General features: G+C 39.4%; 19 protein-coding genes and 1 pseudogene. 11 read left to right on the top strand and 9 right to left on the bottom strand.

Features of this window, described 5'->3' with window-relative positions; genetic code table 11:
* Window positions 1–8: 8 nt before the first annotated feature.
* From FTU80_RS09930 to FTU80_RS09895, 8 genes are all read left to right on the top strand, one after another.
* On the top strand, window positions 9–422 hold the full coding sequence (locus tag FTU80_RS09930; protein WP_078188511.1) for an HIT family protein: 414 nt from the start codon (window positions 9–11) through the stop codon (window positions 420–422).
* 311 nt (window positions 423–733) lie between these two features.
* Window positions 734–1813, top strand: a complete 1080-nt coding sequence (locus FTU80_RS09925) for a porin (protein WP_180056138.1) — start codon at window positions 734–736, stop codon at window positions 1811–1813.
* Between the two features lie 491 nt (window positions 1814–2304).
* Window positions 2305–2496: a cytochrome oxidase putative small subunit CydP gene (cydP, locus tag FTU80_RS09920; protein WP_078188513.1), complete on the top strand. Its 192-nt coding sequence runs from the start codon at window positions 2305–2307 to the stop codon at window positions 2494–2496.
* Window positions 2496–4082 carry a cytochrome ubiquinol oxidase subunit I gene (locus FTU80_RS09915; protein ID WP_168378621.1) on the top strand — a complete coding sequence of 529 codons (1587 nt, stop codon included), beginning with the start codon at window positions 2496–2498 and terminating at the stop codon, window positions 4080–4082. The genes cydP and FTU80_RS09915 overlap by 1 nt, the downstream gene beginning before the upstream one ends.
* Complete coding sequence (gene cydB / locus FTU80_RS09910) at window positions 4079–5224, top strand: cytochrome d ubiquinol oxidase subunit II (protein WP_078188515.1); 1146 nt, start codon at window positions 4079–4081, stop codon at window positions 5222–5224. Before FTU80_RS09915 ends, cydB begins: the two co-directional genes overlap by 4 nt.
* A gap of 24 nt (window positions 5225–5248) precedes the next feature.
* Window positions 5249–5350 carry a cytochrome bd-I oxidase subunit CydX gene (gene cydX / locus FTU80_RS09905; RefSeq protein ID WP_002120988.1) on the top strand — a complete coding sequence of 34 codons (102 nt, stop codon included), beginning with the start codon at window positions 5249–5251 and terminating at the stop codon, window positions 5348–5350.
* Between the two features lie 3 nt (window positions 5351–5353).
* Window positions 5354–5656, top strand: a complete 303-nt coding sequence (locus FTU80_RS09900; RefSeq protein WP_078188516.1) for a cyd operon YbgE family protein — start codon at window positions 5354–5356, stop codon at window positions 5654–5656.
* 251 nt (window positions 5657–5907) lie between these two features.
* A complete protein-coding gene (locus tag FTU80_RS09895) occupies window positions 5908–7092 on the top strand; it encodes a hypothetical protein (protein ID WP_180084920.1) in 1185 nt (394 codons plus the stop codon).
* Window positions 7093–7451: 359 nt separating this feature from the next.
* Here FTU80_RS09895 and rodA read toward each other — a convergent pair whose 3' ends face one another.
* From rodA to FTU80_RS09865, 6 genes are all read right to left on the bottom strand, one after another.
* Window positions 7452–8588: a rod shape-determining protein RodA gene (rodA, locus tag FTU80_RS09890; RefSeq protein ID WP_180084919.1), complete on the bottom strand. Its 1137-nt coding sequence runs from the start codon at window positions 8586–8588 to the stop codon at window positions 7452–7454.
* A gap of 85 nt (window positions 8589–8673) precedes the next feature.
* A complete protein-coding gene (ispD, locus tag FTU80_RS09885; protein ID WP_180084918.1) occupies window positions 8674–9399 on the bottom strand; it encodes a 2-C-methyl-D-erythritol 4-phosphate cytidylyltransferase in 726 nt (241 codons plus the stop codon).
* The gene (locus tag FTU80_RS09880; protein ID WP_078188520.1) at window positions 9362–9754 is read right to left on the bottom strand and encodes a septum formation initiator family protein; all 393 of its coding nucleotides are present in this window, start codon (window positions 9752–9754) and stop codon (window positions 9362–9364) included. Before FTU80_RS09880 ends, ispD begins: the two co-directional genes overlap by 38 nt.
* A gap of 16 nt (window positions 9755–9770) precedes the next feature.
* Window positions 9771–11060, bottom strand: a complete 1290-nt coding sequence (eno, locus tag FTU80_RS09875) for a phosphopyruvate hydratase (RefSeq protein ID WP_078188521.1) — start codon at window positions 11058–11060, stop codon at window positions 9771–9773.
* A 64-nt stretch (window positions 11061–11124) separates the two neighbouring features.
* The gene (gene kdsA, locus FTU80_RS09870) at window positions 11125–11982 is read right to left on the bottom strand and encodes a 3-deoxy-8-phosphooctulonate synthase (RefSeq protein WP_078188522.1); all 858 of its coding nucleotides are present in this window, start codon (window positions 11980–11982) and stop codon (window positions 11125–11127) included.
* A 31-nt stretch (window positions 11983–12013) separates the two neighbouring features.
* Complete coding sequence (locus FTU80_RS09865; protein WP_078188523.1) at window positions 12014–13654, bottom strand: CTP synthase; 1641 nt, start codon at window positions 13652–13654, stop codon at window positions 12014–12016.
* Between the two features lie 230 nt (window positions 13655–13884).
* Between FTU80_RS09865 and FTU80_RS09860 the strand changes: the two genes are divergently transcribed.
* Complete coding sequence (locus tag FTU80_RS09860; protein ID WP_180084917.1) at window positions 13885–14298, top strand: internalin; 414 nt, start codon at window positions 13885–13887, stop codon at window positions 14296–14298.
* Window positions 14299–14410: 112 nt separating this feature from the next.
* On the opposite strand, the gene FTU80_RS09855 is transcribed toward FTU80_RS09860, so the two are convergent.
* Window positions 14411–15295: a LysR family transcriptional regulator gene (locus tag FTU80_RS09855; protein ID WP_180077060.1), complete on the bottom strand. Its 885-nt coding sequence runs from the start codon at window positions 15293–15295 to the stop codon at window positions 14411–14413.
* A gap of 108 nt (window positions 15296–15403) precedes the next feature.
* Between FTU80_RS09855 and dkgB the strand changes: the two are divergent.
* Both dkgB and FTU80_RS09845 read left to right on the top strand, forming a co-directional pair.
* Window positions 15404–16210: pseudogene (dkgB, locus tag FTU80_RS09850) on the top strand (2,5-didehydrogluconate reductase DkgB).
* A 1-nt stretch (window position 16211) separates the two neighbouring features.
* Window positions 16212–17387 carry an MFS transporter gene (locus FTU80_RS09845; RefSeq protein WP_180084916.1) on the top strand — a complete coding sequence of 392 codons (1176 nt, stop codon included), beginning with the start codon at window positions 16212–16214 and terminating at the stop codon, window positions 17385–17387.
* Between the two features lie 38 nt (window positions 17388–17425).
* Here FTU80_RS09845 and FTU80_RS09840 read toward each other — a convergent pair whose 3' ends face one another.
* Together FTU80_RS09840 and FTU80_RS09835 are read right to left on the bottom strand one after the other, a co-directional pair.
* Window positions 17426–18517, bottom strand: coding sequence for a YheT family hydrolase (locus tag FTU80_RS09840; RefSeq protein WP_180084915.1), 1092 nt, complete (start codon window positions 18515–18517; stop codon window positions 17426–17428).
* A 203-nt stretch (window positions 18518–18720) separates the two neighbouring features.
* On the bottom strand, window positions 18721–19125 hold the full coding sequence (locus FTU80_RS09835) for a nuclear transport factor 2 family protein (RefSeq protein WP_078193923.1): 405 nt from the start codon (window positions 19123–19125) through the stop codon (window positions 18721–18723).
* Window positions 19126–19230: the final 105 nt, after the last annotated feature.

The following is a 19230-nucleotide window of genomic DNA, read 5'->3' as shown; positions in this document are numbered from 1 at the left end:
ATTTAGCAATGACTTATGATGATCAAAATATTTTTGCTCGGATTTTACGTGGAGAACTTCCTGCGTTTAAAGTCTATGAAGATGATCAAGTACTCGCTTTTATGGATGTCATGCCACAGGCCGAAGGTCATACGCTCGTAATTCCTAAAACCCCTGCTATTACACTGCTTGATTTAGATCCTGAAGCGGCTGCTTATACCATTCAGGTTGCTCAAAAAGTTGCGAAAGCAATGGAAAAAGCCTTAGACGTGAAAGGTATCGTATTGATGCAGTTGTCTGGCGCTGCTGCGGGTCAAACTGTTCCGCATGTACATTTCCACCTAATACCGACTTCAGTGCATGAATTAGGTAAACATGCCGCACAAATGGGCGATATGGAAAAAATTAAAGCCATTGGAGAAAAAATCAAAGCAGCACTTTAAGTTCAATTGAGTTTAAAGTGATGATCAATGGAGCTTCGGCTCCATTTTTTATGTCTCGAATATTATCCCAAGTACTTTTTAGCTGCAAAATTTACTGTTCAATACAACTCTAAGCATTTAATAAATATTGCTTTTTATAAGTATAAAAGTAATTTAAACCAAAAGTCACCTTTCACCGTTTTGAAATATTTCCTTAATAGAACTGTCTTATTTGTAATGAATACTTAGCGCCATTAGATAGCGAAATTACTTCTAGCCAAGCTACTGATAAAACATATTGATATGACTGGAAAAGTCTTCTGGAGCTTCAAATGAAAAAAACTCTATGTGCATTAGCAATCGGGGCAACAATTCTTACACCAATGATGGCATCTGCTGCAGATGTAAAAATTTATGGCCGTGCACATGTCTCTCTTGACTATCTAGATGATGGTAAAGATTACAACGAAGTTGGTCTTTCTTCTAACGCTTCACGCTTAGGCTTCAAAGTAGATCAAAAAATTAATGATGACCTCAACGTATTCGCTCAAATTGAGCAAGAAGTAAACTTTGCAAGCGGTAGCCAAGACAGCAAAGGCGTAGATTTTTCAACACGTGACACATTCGTGGGTTTAAAAAGTTCAACTTATGGTCAAGCACGTGTAGGTCGCTTTGACAGCCCATTTAAAGTTGCACGTAGCCCTGTGAACTTCTTCGGTGACATGGTTGGTGACGTTCGTAACGTAACACGTGTCGGCAACTTAAAATTTGATGAACGTAATGAAAACACCATTGAATATAAATCGCCAAAATTTGGCGGTGGTTTCAATGTACTAGCTGCAATGTCGATGCATTCAGGTACACAAATTGACCGTGAAACAGATGGTGAAGGCAAAGATGACAACAAAGCCTATGACCTTGCTCTAACCTATAAAGAAGGTCCAATTGATTTTGCAGCAGCTTACGAAAAGTATGATGAAAATGCAGCAAACGCAGCTGGTGGTGCAAGTCGTGATGCATTCCGTATTGCCGGTGCATATAAATTAACTGAAGAATTTAACTTGGGTGCCTTATACCAAATTGCCAAACACGACAACGATACAGCCAACCCAGATGCGCAAGTTTTCGGTGTAGCTGGCGAATATAAAGTAACGCCTAAAACCTCAGTACGCGGTGAATACTTCTACCGTGACGTAGATGCTGATGATGCCAATGCAAGCTTGATCGGTGTGGGTGTAGAACATAAGTTGGATAGCACATTACGCGTATACGGCAACTTAGCAACTGTGCTTAACGACAAAAACTCTAAACTCAATCCTTGGAAAGAAGGTCGTAGCTTCGGTAACGGTATCTCAGGTATCGGTGATGAAAATGCAACTGCACTTTCTCTTGGTCTACGTTACGACTTCTAAGCTGGAATATCTCCCCCCAAAAGACATACTCCGGTATGTCTTTTTTTTACTCAAATATAGTGTCTCAAGACTAAAATAAGCTAAGTTCATCATGTATCAAATATTTAAAAAGTATTTAAAAAACTTAGTCCAACCTCTTTAACATTAACCATATAGAGATCGTTTAACAGCACTACATCAATAGCCCCTTTATATAGCAAAACTTAAACATAACAAATAAAAATCTTATTCACTCAATAAATATTCTCATTATTAATAATGTAAATTTTAGTAAATATAGTAATTTAGTCGGATTTAAAATATTTAAATACAAGTGTTTTAGTCAAGTATTTAAAATAATAAATTTAGTTTATTTTTTAACTATTAAACACTATAAGTGATTGTATTTAAATAACTTAATAATATATTTTTATTTTAACTGTTCAACCTATTTGCTTTTTGTATATATTTGTTAATAATATAGTACAAGTTTAAAGAATAGGCTTATCTCCATGAGCTTAAAATTCAAAGATTTAAATCGTCGTGTGGTCAGAGAAATAACCGCAATACTAATAATTAAAGTGATTATTTTAATGATCATTAAGAACATCTGGTTTGACGCCCCTACTATCCCTAAAAACTTTGACAATCAAGTTGCCGAGCATATTGCTGGCAGTCCTTCCCAAATCAAGGAGACACGTTGATGATTTCTGAAAGCGTGGTCGATCTTTCGCGGTTCCAATTTGCAATGACCGCGATGTATCACTTTATTTTTGTTCCACTGACTTTAGGTCTAGCTTTTATTCTTGCCATCATGGAAACCACCTATGTGATTTCTGGCAAAGAAATTTATAAAGACATGACTAAATTCTGGGGAAAACTCTTCGGTATTAACTTCGCATTAGGTGTTACTACTGGTTTGACCATGGAGTTTCAGTTCGGTACTAACTGGGCGTATTACTCACACTATGTCGGTGATATTTTCGGTGCACCATTAGCCATCGAAGGTCTAATGGCATTCTTCCTTGAATCAACATTTATTGGTTTATTCTTCTTCGGCTGGGATCGCCTATCTAAAGTTCAGCATTTGGCTGTAACTTGGTTAGTTGCACTTGGCTCGAACATGTCTGCACTATGGATTTTAGTAGCCAATGGTTGGATGCAAAACCCAGTCGGTTCCGCTTTTAACTATGAAACTATGCGTATGGAAATGGTGGACTTCGGTGCACTGATTTTCAACCCTGTAGCTCAGGTTAAATTCGTACATACCGTATCTGCTGGTTATGTGACTGGCGCAATTTTCGTACTAGCCATTTCAAGTTACTACTTATTAAAAAAACGTGACTTGCCATTTGCTCGTCGTTCATTCGCTATCGCTGCAATCTTTGGTTTAGCTTCTACACTTTCGGTGATCTTACTGGGTGATGAATCTGGTTATGAAATTGGTGATGTACAAAAAACTAAACTTGCTGCGATTGAAGCTGAATGGGACACTCACCCAGCTCCAGCGCCATTTACTTTGTTTGGTATTCCAAATAAAGAAACTATGTCTACTGACTACGCGATCAAAATTCCTTATGTCATGGGGATTATCGCAACACGTTCAACTGATAAAGAAGTAACAGGTATTAAAGACCTGATCGTACAACACGAAGCGCGTATTCGTAACGGTATGGTGGCTTACTCACAGTTAGAACAACTTCGTGCAGGCGATACGTCTCCTGAACTTAAAGCAGCATTTGCTGAGTCTCAAAAAGACTTGGGTTATGGTCTGCTTCTGAAAAAATACACAGACAAAGTGGTCGATGCTTCTGATGATCAAATCAAAGCTGCTGCAAAAGACACTATTCCACATGTTCCAAGCTTGTTCTGGGCATTCCGTGCAATGGTTGCTTCTGGTTTCTTAATGCTCCTTCTGTTCGTACTTGCTACCTTTGCTGTCGGTAAACGTAATGCAGAAAACAAACCTTGGTTATTAAAATTTGCTTTGTTTGCTCTACCATTACCTTGGATTGCTGCACAAACAGGTTGGTATGTTGCCGAAGTTGGTCGTCAACCATGGACTATCGGTGAAGTTCTACCTACACATCTTTCAGCTTCTAGCTTAAGTACAGGTGATGTATGGGGTTCTATCCTTGCATTGGCAGCGTTCTACACTGTACTGCTGATCATTGAAATGTACTTAATGATTAAATTCTCACGCCTTGGCCCAAGTTCTCTACATACTGGTAAATACCACTTCGAGAAACTTGAAGCTGCAAAAAAGGCAAATGAGGAGGCTCAAGCATGATCGAATATGAATTACTCAAAATCATTTGGTGGGTTTTAGTCGGTGTCCTACTGATCGGCTTCGCCCTCACCGATGGCTTCGATATGGGCTCAATGGCGATCATGCCATTCGTAGGTAAAAAAGACGAAGAACGTCGTGCGGCAATCAATACGATTGCCCCACACTGGGACGGTAACCAAGTATGGTTTATTACTGCCGGTGGTGCACTGTTTGCAGCATGGCCAATGGTATATGCAACTGCATTCTCAGGCATGTATTGGGCGCTGTTACTGGTACTCTTCGCTCTCTTCTTACGTCCAGTCGGTTTTGACTACCGTTCTAAACTTGAAAATACCAAGTGGCGTAATTCTTGGGACTGGGGTTTAGCAATTGGTGGTGCCGTTCCTGCCCTCGTATTTGGTGTTGCGTTTGGTAATATGTTCCTTGGTGTTCCATTCACTATGGACGAAACTGTTCGCTCGACTTATACAGGGAGCTTCTTTGCACTGCTTAACCCATTCGCTTTAGTTTGCGGTATCGTGAGTTTATCTATGCTTTGCGCTCACGGTGGTGCATGGCTCATGCTTCGTACAGACGGCGATCTACGCGCACGCTCTGCAAAAGCGACCCAGCTTATGGGTATCGTATTCTTAGTTTGCTTCTTACTGGCAGGCGCATGGTTATACTTCGGTAATATCCAAGGCTACACATTAGCGCAACCGTTTGACACAAATGGCGTTGCAAACCCATTGGCTAAAGAAGTGATCACCAATGCCAACCCAGGTTGGATGAACAATTACAGTACTTATCCGATTACTATGATTGCGCCAATCATGGCTATTTTAGGTGCACTGATCATTATCCTTGCCGCAGGTAAAGGTAAAGCCGGTTTCAGCTTCCTTGGTTCAAGCTTGGCAGTCATTGGTGCAATCTTAACAGCTGGTTTTGCATTGTTCCCTTTCCTTATGCCATCGAGCATCAACCCAACTGTAAGTTTGACTATGTGGGATGCGGTATCAAGTAAAAACACCCTGACTGTGATGACAGTTGCCGCATGTATTTTTGTCCCAATTATCCTGTGCTACACAACTTGGTGTTACTACAAAATGTGGGGTGTAGTCACTAACAAACATATTGAAGAGAATTCACACAGCCTATACTAAGGCTGTGTCTAAGGAGAAAAGACGATGTGGTATTTTGCTTGGATTCTCGGTATTTTGATGGCATGTTTTGCAGGTGTACTTAGTGCGCTTTATATCGAACATCATCAAGATCTAGATGAGGAATAACAAATGACTGATGCTGCTGTAGAAAAATCACTTGTAGAAAAGAAGCCAAATAAATTTGCAATGGTCATTTCCTGCCTGTTAGCTTTTCCTTTGGCAGCCGTGTTACTTGTACATCCTGCTGCCATGCTGGATGACAATGGTGGATATAGCCATCGAGCGCTGATGTTCATCATGATAGGTATTTCAGGTGGTTTTGTGCATGGTGTGGGTTTTACGCCACACCATTGGTTCTGGAAATGGCTTTTTAGCCCCTTCCTCGCTTGGCCACTCATGTTATGGGGCTACTACACATGGTTCCTACATTAATTGATATCTAAATAAAGCCCTCACTTGAGGGCTTTATTTTTTCTTGATTGAAACCACCAAAACCGTTTTAAACCCACAAATAAATAAAAAAAACGATCCAAGTTAGATACTTTAGAGTTTATATAATCGCCGTTATGCTCAATGGATATAAAAAAGTAATTAATATACTAATGGATAAATAGCGAACATTTATTTGTAAAAAAAAGTAAAAATATATAAAATTCAGCCACTTTATAGTTAGTGTAAAAAACATGTATATTAAAAGTATTGAGGTTACTCACCAAAACGATAAATTAATATTATCAGCCACTATAGAAAGTAGTGTCTTAGGATCTAAAAATCTTTGGTTTTCTGTACCAGAATTGTATGAACAACATGTTTGTACCACTCAAATGGACGCATTTCTTGTAGGGATGCTTTTTCCAGCAATGATGTGTGGAGAAGATCTTTATATTGATGGCATTGTGTCTAAAAAATTAATTTTTAACATAAATAAATATGTCATTCCATTACTCATTTCATTTTGCCCTACTGCTAAAAAAATAAAAGTTAGTGCGAAGGAACTAAGTGAACAATTTTTTGATAATACAGGTATTGGTACAGGATTTTCTGGTGGTGTAGACTCTTTTAATGCGATACATGAGCTATTTGTTAAACAAAATGATATAGGTTTAAGAGTAAATACACTTTTATTTTTAAATGTAGGTTCTCATGGCAGTAAGGAGGAAAGTGCAAAGGTAAAATATTTGCAAAGATATAACCACCTTAAAAACTATCCCAAAGAAGTAAATCTTGATTACATACCTATAGATTCTAATTTACACACTTTTCATCCCTGGGGGCATGAAAAGATACATACTTTGACAGGCTGTGCTGGTGTCCTAGTACTACAAAAACATTTTTCAAAATATTATTATGCATCTGCTGGATTTAATTACACTCAGATTATAAATTTCTCAAAAAAATATAGAGATAAAGATATTGGTATTTATTGTGATCCTATTTTATTACCTTTATTATCAACAGAAAGTACGGAGTTTTATCAAGAGGGTGCTGCCTACTCACGTGTTGACAAAATAGTAGATATATCAAACTACGAGCCAACGTATAGATATTTAAATGTATGTGTAAGTGGTGATGATACACATGAAAATTGTTCAACTTGCAATAAATGCCTAAGAACTTTGTTTGCTTTAGATCTTTCAGGAAATCTAAATAAATATGAAAATATCTTTGATATTAAAAAGTATGAAAAAGTGAAAGGTTTTTATATTGCACAACTTATTCAAGATTCAAAAAAAGATATTTTTGCACAAAGTCTAATTGAATTGGCAAAAGAAAAAGGTGTTAAAATTCCTAACAAAATAGTGAGTAAAGTTAAGTTTTTTTATTATCGAAAAATTATTCGAAAATTAAAAAAGATTGGACTTATCTAAAATACATGTAAATATTTTAAGTATTCTATTAAACATATAGTAGTATTTTTTATATTTTATCCCTTTCCTAACTGAATTACATTCTGTTTTTAAAGATCAACCGAATGGATCTTAAGAAAAATTCTACTTTAGATCCATTTATCTAAAAGGAAAAATCAACACAATACACGTTACATAAAATACTTCCAATTACCTTTGCTAAATCAACCTTAAACTATGCATTAAAGCACTGTCCTACGAGATGGTCCTTTTATGCAGCTTGAGACATTTATTAGTTACTTAAATAGCCAATTTTTAAATCCATAAACCTAACCCATAAAAAACCGGATATAAATCCGGCTTAATGTTGTCTATTACACTTAACGATGCGTATGAATCGACATCACAATCCCCATACCTGCAAGCATGGATATGACTGCTGTCCCCCCATAACTCATCAACGGTAGTGGATCACCTGTTACCGGTAAAATCCCACTGACCATACCCGAGTTTAAAAATACAAAAAAGAAGAAAGTTAATCCTATCGCTCCTGCATAGAGTCGTCCAAAATTATGGAAGCAATTTAGTCCAATAATCAGACAGCGAATAATAATTGCTGTAAACAAACTAAATAAAAGAAATACACCAATAAAGCCAAATTCTTCTGCATAGGTCGACATGATAAAGTCAGTATGATGCTCTGGCAGATAGCCCAAGTGCGACTGCGTCCCTTCAGTATAACCCTTACCCATTAAACCACCTGATCCAATGGCAATTTTAGATTGAATAATGTTCCAACCTGCACCAAGCGCGTCAGATTCAGGGTCAAATAACGTCAGTACACGTTTTTTTTGATATTCCTGCAAAAAGAACATCCAGAGTACAGGTGCTGCAATTGCCAAGGCTGTTAAAGCACCTGCAATTAAACGCCAAGACATACCACTTAAAAATAAAACAAAAATACCCGGAATAATCAAACCGATATTCAAGTCAGGCTGTAAAGCGACCAATGCAAATGGAATCAATAATAAAATTAATGCCCCGACAATTTGTAAAAATTTCGGTGGAAATGGTTTTCGCGCAAAATACCACGCCATCATGAGTGGCATGGCAAATTTCATAAACTCACTCGGCTGCATACTGCCGATACCCGGCAAGCTAATCCAGCGTTTCGCCCCCATCCTTTTTTCACCAATGACCAGAACCAACAACAGTAAAAATATACCGATGGCATATAAGTACGGACTCATAGATTGGTAAACTTTGGGTGGAATTTGCGCGCAGATCAGCATCACAATAAAGCCCACACCAAAACTTGTGGCTTGGCGTAGTACCATTCCCGAATCTTCCGCGGTCGCACTATAGACAACCATCAGCCCCAATATTGCATTGAGTACCAAGAAGCAAAGTAACCACGGGTCTAAATGAAGTTTAGCCCATCGAGAAGAATCGTGTTTTATACTGCGGCCATCACGTAATGACTGACGTAAAAAACGATACTGTTGAGAAGGGATCATTGCGAAACAGATCTAAAAAGGATGCGGGAATTATAGATTAAAGCGACAGTAAAAATCACTGTCCCTTAAATATTCCTTGAAATAATCATCTATTAACTTGAGACGCTAAAATTAAACGTGCCAATTCCAAGTCATCCGGATAGGTAATTTTAATATTGTCCGAACGACCCTGCACGACATTGACATGCTCACCGACAAATTCTAAGGCACTTGCTTCATCTGTGATGGTCGCACCAGCGGCAAGCGCTTGTTCAATGGCATTTTTAAGCACACCCAATTTGGCAATTTGTGGTGTCTGCGCTTGCCATAAAGTTGAACGATCTACCGTTGTTGATATAAGTGGTGCCGTTTCAACTCGTTTTAAGGTATCGCGTACGGGAATTGCGAGAATCGCACTTTGCTCCGAATCGACTGCCGATTGAACTAAATCTTCTAGACTCAACTGCGAGACACATGGTCTTGCTGCATCATGAACAAATACCCAATCATCATCATTGGCAATCCTAGATAGATATTGCAATGCATTGAGTACAGAATGCACACGCTCTGCACCGCCTAAACAAAAATGTGCCTTATCTTGATTTGCTAGTGCCAAAGTCTGAGCAATATTATCTTGCTCGCCTATAGCCAATACATAGCCTGTTAAAGGTAATTGGTTAAGACGCGCAACTGTGTGTTCAAGCACAGTTAGACCCGCAATGTTTTGATATTGTTTTAGTTCAGTTTTAGAAAATCGACTTCCTGAACCAGCAGCAGGAATAATAGCCCACAATTTAAGGTTCTGGTGGAAGTTCGGCTGGTTCTGACTCATTGGTACGTAGGTCTACTTTTGCGTTTGGATCAATATAAATTGGTTTGTACTGAGTACTAATCGTACTCATCTGTACGAAAGTTTCATGCGGTTTAATTAAACCTAAATCTAGACGAGCATGCTCTTCAATAGCTTCAACGCCATTTTTTAAATCGTATACTTCAGCGGCAAGCACGCGATTTCGTTCTTTTAATTCGTCATTGAGTTCGACTTGTTGTTGTATTTTCTGACTCAGTTGTTGATGTTGATGATAACCACCTTCACCGAACCAGTATAAATATTGAAACCCTGCGATCAAAAAGATCGCAAGGCCCAACAATGCTTTACTCGCTTTGGAGTCAAATACATTTAACATAGATAGCATGATCTGCTTAGTTCAAACCTTTGAACTCAGCTTTACCGCGATATGCAGCATTAGTCAATTCTTCAATACGAAGTAATTGGTTATATTTCGCCACACGGTCAGAACGGCAAAGTGAACCAGTTTTGATTTGACCCGCTGCTGTACCTACTGCAAGATCCGCAATAGTTGAATCTTCAGTTTCACCAGAACGGTGTGAAATTACTGTAGTGTAACCATTTGCTTTCGCAAGGTAGATTGCATCTAGAGTTTCAGTCAACGTACCGATTTGGTTGTACTTGATCAGAATTGAGTTACCCACTTTTTCGTTGATACCACGTTGAAGAATCTTAGGATTCGTCACGAATAGGTCATCACCAACCAATTGGATTTTGTCGCCAAGGATTGAAGTGAGGTAAGACCAACCTTCCCAATCAGACTCGTCCAAACCATCTTCAATTGAGATGATTGGGTATTGTTTTGCAAAACCAGCAAGGTAGTCAGCAAATTGGTTGCTTGTGAATGCTTTATTGCCTTCACCTGCAAGGATGTATTGACCATCTTTGTAGAATTCTGAAGATGCACAGTCAAGCGCAAGCATAATGTCAGAACCTGCCTTGTAGCCAGTTTTTTCAATTGCTTCTAGAATAACTGTAATTGCTTCTTCGTTAGAACGAAGGTTAGGTGCAAAACCACCTTCATCACCAACTGCAGTATTTAAACCTTGTTTCTTTAAAACTGATTTTAAAGAATGGAAAATTTCAGCACCAGCACGTAAAGCTTCAGAGAATGAAGTGAAGCCAACAGGCTCAATCATAAATTCTTGAATGTCTACGTTGTTGTCTGCATGTGAACCACCATTTAGGATGTTCATCATTGGAACAGGCATAGTCAAAATGCTGTTATTACGAAGGTCTGCGATGTATTGAAAAAGTGGAATTTTCTTTTCGTCAGCAGCAGCGCGTGCAGCAGCTAGCGATACCGCTAAAGTTGCGTTCGCACCTAATTTTTCTTTGTTTTCAGTACCGTCAAGCGCGATCATTGTGTTATCAATGTCTTTTTGTTCGAATACTGATTTACCCAACAATGCATCACGAATTACTGTGTTAACGTTGTTAACCGCAGTTTTAACGCCTTTACCTAAGTAACGAGCTTTGTCGCCGTCACGAAGTTCTAAAGCTTCACGAGAACCAGTTGAAGCACCAGATGGTGCACATGCACGGCCTACAACGCCAGAGGCTAAGATTACGTCTGCTTCGATGGTAGGGTTACCACGAGAGTCCAAAATTTCACGTGCACGAATGTCAACGATTTGGCTCATGAACAATTCCTCAGTTGATTAATAAAAATGATGCGTCAAAAGTGACGCATCAATGTGTATCGAATTAGTGTGTGTCTAACTTTGCGAAACCTTTAACCAAGGTATCGAGCTCTTTTAACTGTGCCAAGAAAGGTTCCAACTGTGACATGCGTAGCGCACATGGACCGTCACATTTGGCATTTTCTGGATCTGGATGAGCTTCTAAGAACAAACCTGCTAAACCAGTCGCCATACCTGCACGTGCCAATGTCGTGATTTGTGCACGACGACCACCTGCAGAATCCGCACGACCACCCGGCGTTTGAAGCGCATGCGTAACATCAAAGAACACAGGGACATTCATTTCTTTCATGATGTCAAAGCCCAACATGTCTACAACTAAATTATTGTAACCAAATGCTGAACCACGTTCACAAAGAATCAGTTTGTCATTTCCTGCTTCCAAACACTTATGCAGAATATGACGCATTTCGTGTGGTGCGAGGAACTGTGCTTTTTTGATGTTAATGATGGCATCAGTTTTCGCCATCGCTTCAACAAGGTCAGTCTGACGGCTTAAAAATGCAGGAAGCTGGATAATATCCGCAACTTCAGCAACAGGCGCAGCTTGGTATGGTTCATGTACGTCGGTAATAATCGGCACATTAAAGTGTTTTTTAATGTCAGCTAACCACTCGATTCCTTTTTCCAGGCCTGGGCCACGGAAAGAGTTCAAGCTTGAACGATTGGCTTTATCAAAACTTGCTTTAAACACATATGGAATATCCAAGCGTTTGCAGATATCCACATAGGTTTCAGCAATTTCAAAAGCAAGGTCTTTTGACTCAAGTACGTTCATGCCGCCGAATAGTACAAATGGCAAATGATTTGCCATTTGTATATCGCCTAAACGTACAATTTCCTGTGGTTTTAATTGTGACATTTAAACTCTTCCTGGTTTAGTCAAAAACACATTATTTCGCTTTTTGGTACTGCTTTTTAGCAGCATCAATAAAGCCTGCGAATAATGGGTGTCCATCACGTGGTGAACTTGTAAATTCCGGATGGAATTGTACAGCAATAAACCAAGGATGTTCAGGAATTTCAACAGTTTCAACAAGACGCTGTACTGGAGAATAACCTGAAATCTTCATGCCTTTTTCTTCAAGCACTGGGATATAACGGTTGTTCATTTCATAACGGTGACGATGACGTTCAACGATCTCTTCAGAACCGTAAACTTGTGCAGTTTTTGTTCCTGCAACCAATTCAGATTTTTGAGCACCCAGACGCATTGTGCCGCCTAAGTCAGAATCTGCATTACGTTGTTGAACTTCGCCGCGCTCATCTAACCATTCAGTGATTAGACCAATCAATGGTGATTTTGTAGAACGGTTAAATTCAGTTGAAGTTGCATCGCTAATACCCGCAACGTTGCGCGCATATTCGATCACAGCCAACTGCATACCTAAACAGATGCCAAGGAATGGCACACCGTTTTCACGTGCAAAACGAATCGCTTTCATTTTGCCTTCTGTACCACGTTCACCGAAGCCACCCGGCACTAAGATTGCATCCGCGTCTTTTAATACGTCGTTTACGTCTTGGCTTTCTAACTCTTCAGCGTTTACGTAATCAATTTGAACTTTGACACGGTTTTGAATACCCGCATGTAAAAGTGCTTCGTTTACAGATTTGTAAGCATCTGGAAGTTCAACGTATTTACCAACCATTGCGACACGTACTGTGTATTCAGGGTTAAGTAATGCATCTACAACATTATCCCAATCTGTTAAATCAGCTTCAGGAAGATCGTTATAGCCAAAACGTTCACAGATTAAATCATCAACGTTTTGTTCATAGAAAGTACGTGGAATTTGGTAAATTGAACGCGCATCTTTACATACCACAACTGCACGTGCTTCAACGTTCGTAAATAACGCAATTTTACGTGTAGTGTCAGCATCAACATCATGCTCTGTACGGCAGATCAGGATGTCTGGTTGAATACCAATCGACAAAAGCTCTTTTACAGAGTGTTGAGTTGGTTTAGTTTTTAATTCCGCAGCTGACTTAATGTATGGGAGTAATGTTAAGTGCATTAACATTGTGCGCTTATGACCTAGTTCGACCATAAGTTGACGTACAGATTCCATGAATGGGAGAGATTCAATGTCACCTACTGTACCGCCGATCTCAACGATCGCAACGTCATAGCCTTCACCTGCGCGAAGAACACGTTCTTTAATATTGTCAGTAATATGTGGAATAACTTGAACTGTACCACCGAGGTAGTCACCACGACGTTCTTTATTCAAGACATCTTGGTACACTCGTCCTGAAGTAAAGTTGTTCAGTTTGGTCATTTTCGCACGACGCAAGAAACGTTCGTAATAACCCAAGTCTAAGTCAGTTTCAGCACCATCCTCTGTGACAAAAACTTCACCGTGTTGGAATGGACTCATAGTCCCTGGATCGACATTAATGTATGGATCCATTTTTACCATGGTTACTTTTAAACCACGGGCTTCTAAAAGCGCAGCCACTGATGCAGCTGAAATACCTTTACCTAGTGATGATACAACACCACCAGTAACGAAAATAAAATGGGTCATTAAGTTTCTCGTACAATGGAGCCTAAATTGGCCTACAATGTTGTGCGATTTTACTTTACTCTGTACCAAGAAAGCAAAGTCATTACGCATCAATTCATAGAACAATTAACAATTGGCTATTGTAACAGCAATTATCATAAAAATTTAGAGTAAGTTCTTATCATTTCTATATTCTTATTTGCTGTTATAATGCATTTATCCAATCCACACTTTTTTTGTTTTGTGTAATTATGAATAAGAAACTTTTAATCTGCGGTGCAATCGCAACAGGTCTACTTCTTACAGCATGTGTAAAAAAAGAAGCACCAAAAGAAGAAGAACAGGAACAGGTTGAAGTTGCAACATCTGAACCAACAGCATCTGTACCTACACAATTAGAACCAGTTGAAGAACAACCAGTTGTTGAAGAACCGACTCAACAGCAAGTTGAAGTGATTCGTGAAGAGACACCAAATACAACAACTGAAATTCGTCGTGAACCTACTCCTCCTGCAGAAGCTCCTGCTCCAAAAGCAGAAGCACCTAAAGCAGCAGAAAAACCTGCGCAAGCTACTCAACCTAAACAAAACTCTGGTTCTGCACAGTCAGAAGATGACGCCGTTGCCGCTGCCATTGCTGCTGCAACACCAGCTTTAGAGAACTAAGATCGAAGTTTTATCAAACCAATGATCAAAAAACCCGGCAATTGTCGGGTTTTTTTATTGTTTCTATGTAAATAAAAATCTGCATCCAACAATGCAATATTTTTTCTCACAACTATTCTTGTAATTTTTCAGCTAAATATTCAATAAATAAACGAACACGTTTCGGTAAATGCTCTTGTTGATAATAGACAGCATGAATAAGCTGTTCATGTGGCTCAATTTGATCGTCTAAAAGTTGTACCAATCGCCCTTCTGCAATATCTTTTTCTAACATAAAAATCGATAGACAAGCGATGCCCATCCCATGAATCGCAAGCTCACGAATGGTTTCACCATTTGATGCCTTAATATTTGGTCGGATCGTCAAAGGTTTCCCTGCGACTTGGATCGGCCAAGTATTCATATGGGTAATTTGACTAAATCCAAGTAAAGCATGTGCAGTTAGCTCATCAGCATTTTGCGGACGTCCATGCTGCTGAAGATATTCAGGACTCGCCACCAAACACAGTCGACTCTTATAGATAAGTTTTGCGTGCAAACTGGAGTCGTTTAATTTTCCAAAGCGAATTGCAACATCCGCTTTATGCTCTAATAAGTCAATCACTTGATCATGATTTACTAATTCAATCTGTATATGCGGATAACGCGCATTAAATTCTGGAATCAAGGGAACGATCATATGCAGAATAAAAGAAATTGCTGAATCGACTCGCACTAATCCCGAAGTATCTGCATCTAATTTCAGCAGAGAATCTTCCGCTTCGCTCAAATCATTCAATATCCGCCGTGTTTTTGCTAAAAACAATTGCCCCTCTTGCGTGAGCTTAATTTTGCGGGTAGTTCGTTCCAACAAGGTTACATTTAATTTAGATTCCAGACGCTGTAATGCGCGGCTTACACCAGATGCTGTTTGATCCAGTCTTTCTGCTGCTTTGATAATAGAGCCGCTATCTACAATAACAGTAAAAGCCTGCAGCTCCTCAATGGTCGATTTCATTGCTTATTCGATTCGTGATTTTTAATCAATAATATATTCCAAATTCATGCATTTTTCTTCATTAAAATTAGCAGCACAATAGTATCAATTCAAAAAAGAGAATTCCTGATGATTGTTCCCCAATTTGTTGTCGGTACCTTCCGTTTGACAGGTGATACTGTCATTCACTCAATTAAAACAGCCTTAGAGCTTGGATATCGTGCTGTAGACACCGCACAAATTTACGGTAATGAAGCATAAGTAGGCCAAGCAATCCACGAAAGTCAGGTCAATCGAGCTGATATTTTCTTAACCACGAAAATTTGGACTGAAAATTATGCTGCCGACAAACTGATACCCAGCCTAAAGGACAGCTTAATTAAATTAAGGACGGATGCAGTTAACCTCACACTTATTCATTGGCCTGCACCTGCACTTGGAGTCAATATTCCAGAATTAATGGGACATTTACTTGAGGCAAAAAAACAAGGTTTGACTGAACATATTGGTGTATCTAATTTTAATATTGAGCTCACTCAACAAGCCATTGATCACATCGGGCTGGAAAATATTGCAACCAATCAAATTGAACTGAGTCCTTATCTTCAAAATGAACGACTTGCGACTTACTTAAAACAGCAAAATATTGATGTCACCTCTTATATGACCTTGGCTTATGGCAAAGTGCTAAATGACCCAATACTTTCTGATATTGCAGCACAACACCAAGCTTCAGTTGCACAAGTGACACTCGCTTGGGCGCTGCAAAAGGGTTATGCCGTAATTCCATCTTCAACCCAACGTGAACATTTAATCAGTAATTTAAAAGCTCAAGAGATTCATTTAACACCACAACAGATGCAGGCCATTGCCACACTAGACAGAAATGCGCGTGAAGTGAACCCACCTGAACTTGCTCCAGTGTGGGATATTTAATATGAAATTCAATTTTCCATTAATTGCATTAGCCGTAGGTGCTTTTGCAATTGGCACAACAGAATTTTCACCGATGGGTTTTTTGCCTGAAATCGCAGCAGATTTATCGGTTTCTATTCCTCAAGCGGGCTTACTGATTAGTGCCTATGCCGTTGGCGTCATGATTGGTGCCCCATTAATGACCTTATGGTTAGCACGTTTTCCTAAACGTACTGCCCTTATTTTACTGATGGCAATCTTTACCATCGGTAATATTTTGGCAACGATTGCCCCCAATTATCTTGGTTTAATGGCTGCACGTTTGGTGACTAGTTTAAATCATGGTGCATTTTTTAGCTTAGGTTCTGTCGTTGCAGCGAGTGTTGTGCCGAAAGATAAACAAGCCAGTGCCGTTGCTATGATGTTTATGGGCTTGACCATTGCCAATATTGGCGGTGTTCCCCTCGCAACGTGGGTGGGTCAAAATATCGGTTGGCGTATGTCTTTTGCCGCCATTACCTTATTGGGCGTCATCACCATGTTGGCATTATGGAAAGCACTACCCCATCAGCAACAGACCGAAAAACCTGATGTACGAGCAGAGTTAAAAGTATTAACACGCATGCCTGTTGTTTTAGCACTGCTCACCACGGTCATGAGTGCTGGAGCTATGTTCGCGCCCTATACCTATATCGCACCATGCTTAAAAGTCTTTACTCTTGCAAGCCCCGAACTTATCACTTTCATGTTGGTTTTAATCGGGATCGGATTTTCAATTGGTAACCATTTCGGTGGTAAGTTTGCCGATCAATCCTTAGATAAGACCTTGATTGGCTTTTTAGTCTTACTGATGCTGATGATGCTATTATTTCCAATTTTAGCAACAACCACCATTGGCGCGGCGATTGCATTAATCATCTGGGGAGCAGCAGCCTTTGCCGTCGTACCACCTTTACAAATGCGTGTTATGACAGTAGCTCACGATGCACCAGGCCTCGCTTCTTCAGTGAATATTGGTGCATTTAATCTTGGAAATGCTTTGGGTGCTGTTGCAGGTGCCGCAGTGCTAAATCTCAACCTAAGCTATGCTGCAGTATCTTATACAGGAGCGACCTTGAGCGCTATAGCGTTGATTTTAGTATTGATACAGATGAAGCTTAAACCTCAAACAACCGCATGTTGCGAACAAGCTGAATAACACATACTTAAAATAGCCTACCCAAAGTAGGCTATTTTTTAGTTCACATATAACTTTAAAAAATCTGCCATTAATTTGGTTGCCCATGAATGGGTTTCCACTAAACCTTCATAATAACCACAGTGACTGCCTTTTTTAGTGGTCACCACCACTACATTCGGCAAAGAACGGATTAATTCTTTATAGGGTTCAAAGTTTTGAATGTGGCAAATAGGATCGTCTTCGGCATTTAAAATCATCAAAGGAATTTTAAGATTTTCAAATACATAAATTGGGTTGGTGGATTTGGCATAACTTTCATAATCAGTAAAACCCGCCATTTGAAAATATGTACGTTCAAACTGCGCCAGATCTTTACTTTTTAGGACTTCAATTATAGATGGAGTCGTTGACCATGTTGCCGAATAGGGTTCTACAAACTTCTGAAAGAGCTTCTTGGTCATCATTTTACTGTAAAAAGGATGAACATTTTTAAAGCCAAGCTCAGTGTCATAGCCCGGACATAAAGCAAAAGCCGCTTTAAGTGGTGTTTCCTCACCTTGCTCGCCTAAATAGCGGACCAATAGCCCCGTTCCGGCAGATGAACCGACGCCATACAAACTCGATGCGGGAAATTTCTGCTGAATAAAGGCAATCTGTTCACGTAAGTCATCGGTTGAACCAAATAAATTTATTTTGGCAACTGGCATAGGCAAATTGGCATGACCACGTCTTAAACACAGTGCAATGCGCCAACCTGTATATAGATGAAGATCCCGAACCACTTCCCGCATACTTTCAGGCGTTCCCGTAATTGTATGCATGAGCACCACAGTTGGCACATCTGCAGGTAAATCCAAACCCAACCATGCAATGGCTGTGATCCCTCCATCAACCATGGTCAGTTGCTCTATGGCATCATATTTAAGCTTCACTTGACGCTTTTTAATGACATCAAAATACAGTAAATGTGCATGAGTATTCGACAGCCAAGGCGTAGGACGATATTTTTCATGTAGTTGCTTTAACTTCGGCAGCACATGTTTCATTTGCCCTTCAGGATGATAATAAAGCTGTGGTAATTCTGCACCGATTGCATGATCTACAAAGTTTAAAAGAGCCTGACGCCCTTTATGCATCACATTATTCATTGACCTTACCTTCACCTCGCTTCGCATCACAGCAAATCATTTCAATCTTTTCACCTTGACTAACAATGCCCATTAAAAAAATGTATCTACAAAACCATATCTCGCTAGCAATATTTGTTTGCTTAAGCCTCAAAAGCAAAAAGCATGACAATATCCATCATGCTTTTTATCATTCTGTGATGAGCATTTAAAAATCAGCAGAGTTAAGGCTGATATTGCATAATGCGCTCACCCATTTTCGCCGCCAATGCTTCCAAGCCACTTTTTGGACGAAGCATGACTTCAAAATCAATCATCTGACCTTGTTCATTAAACTGAATCATGTCGATCCCTTTTAACTTTTTCTCGCCAACATTGGCAGAAAACTCAAGCACCACGTTTAAACCATCTTCTGAGTAAAACTCACGGTGATAGGTAAAATTTTCAAAAATTTGAATCACATTGGTCAAAATAAAAGTTACTACAGGCTTACCTGGATATGGGTTAAACGCGACAGGTGAACGAAACACCACATCCTCTGCCAAGAGTTCATTTAAAATATTCATATCCCGTGTGTTAAGCATTTCGTGCCAACGTGCAACAGATTTTTTTGTTGTTTCAATAGTCATGTTTATGTCCTTTTTTTTTGATGAATCATTTCCCTTTCCTCAAACTCCTCTCCCAAATGGAGAGGAAGCACGACAACTGCATATTAAATTGAATGAAGTTGTCGT

Origin of the sequence: Acinetobacter sp. YH12145 (genome assembly GCF_013418335.1) — a bacterium.
Taxonomy (GTDB): Bacteria; Pseudomonadota; Gammaproteobacteria; order Pseudomonadales; family Moraxellaceae; genus Acinetobacter; species Acinetobacter amyesii.
This window is presented reverse-complemented; position numbering and strand designations above follow the sequence as displayed.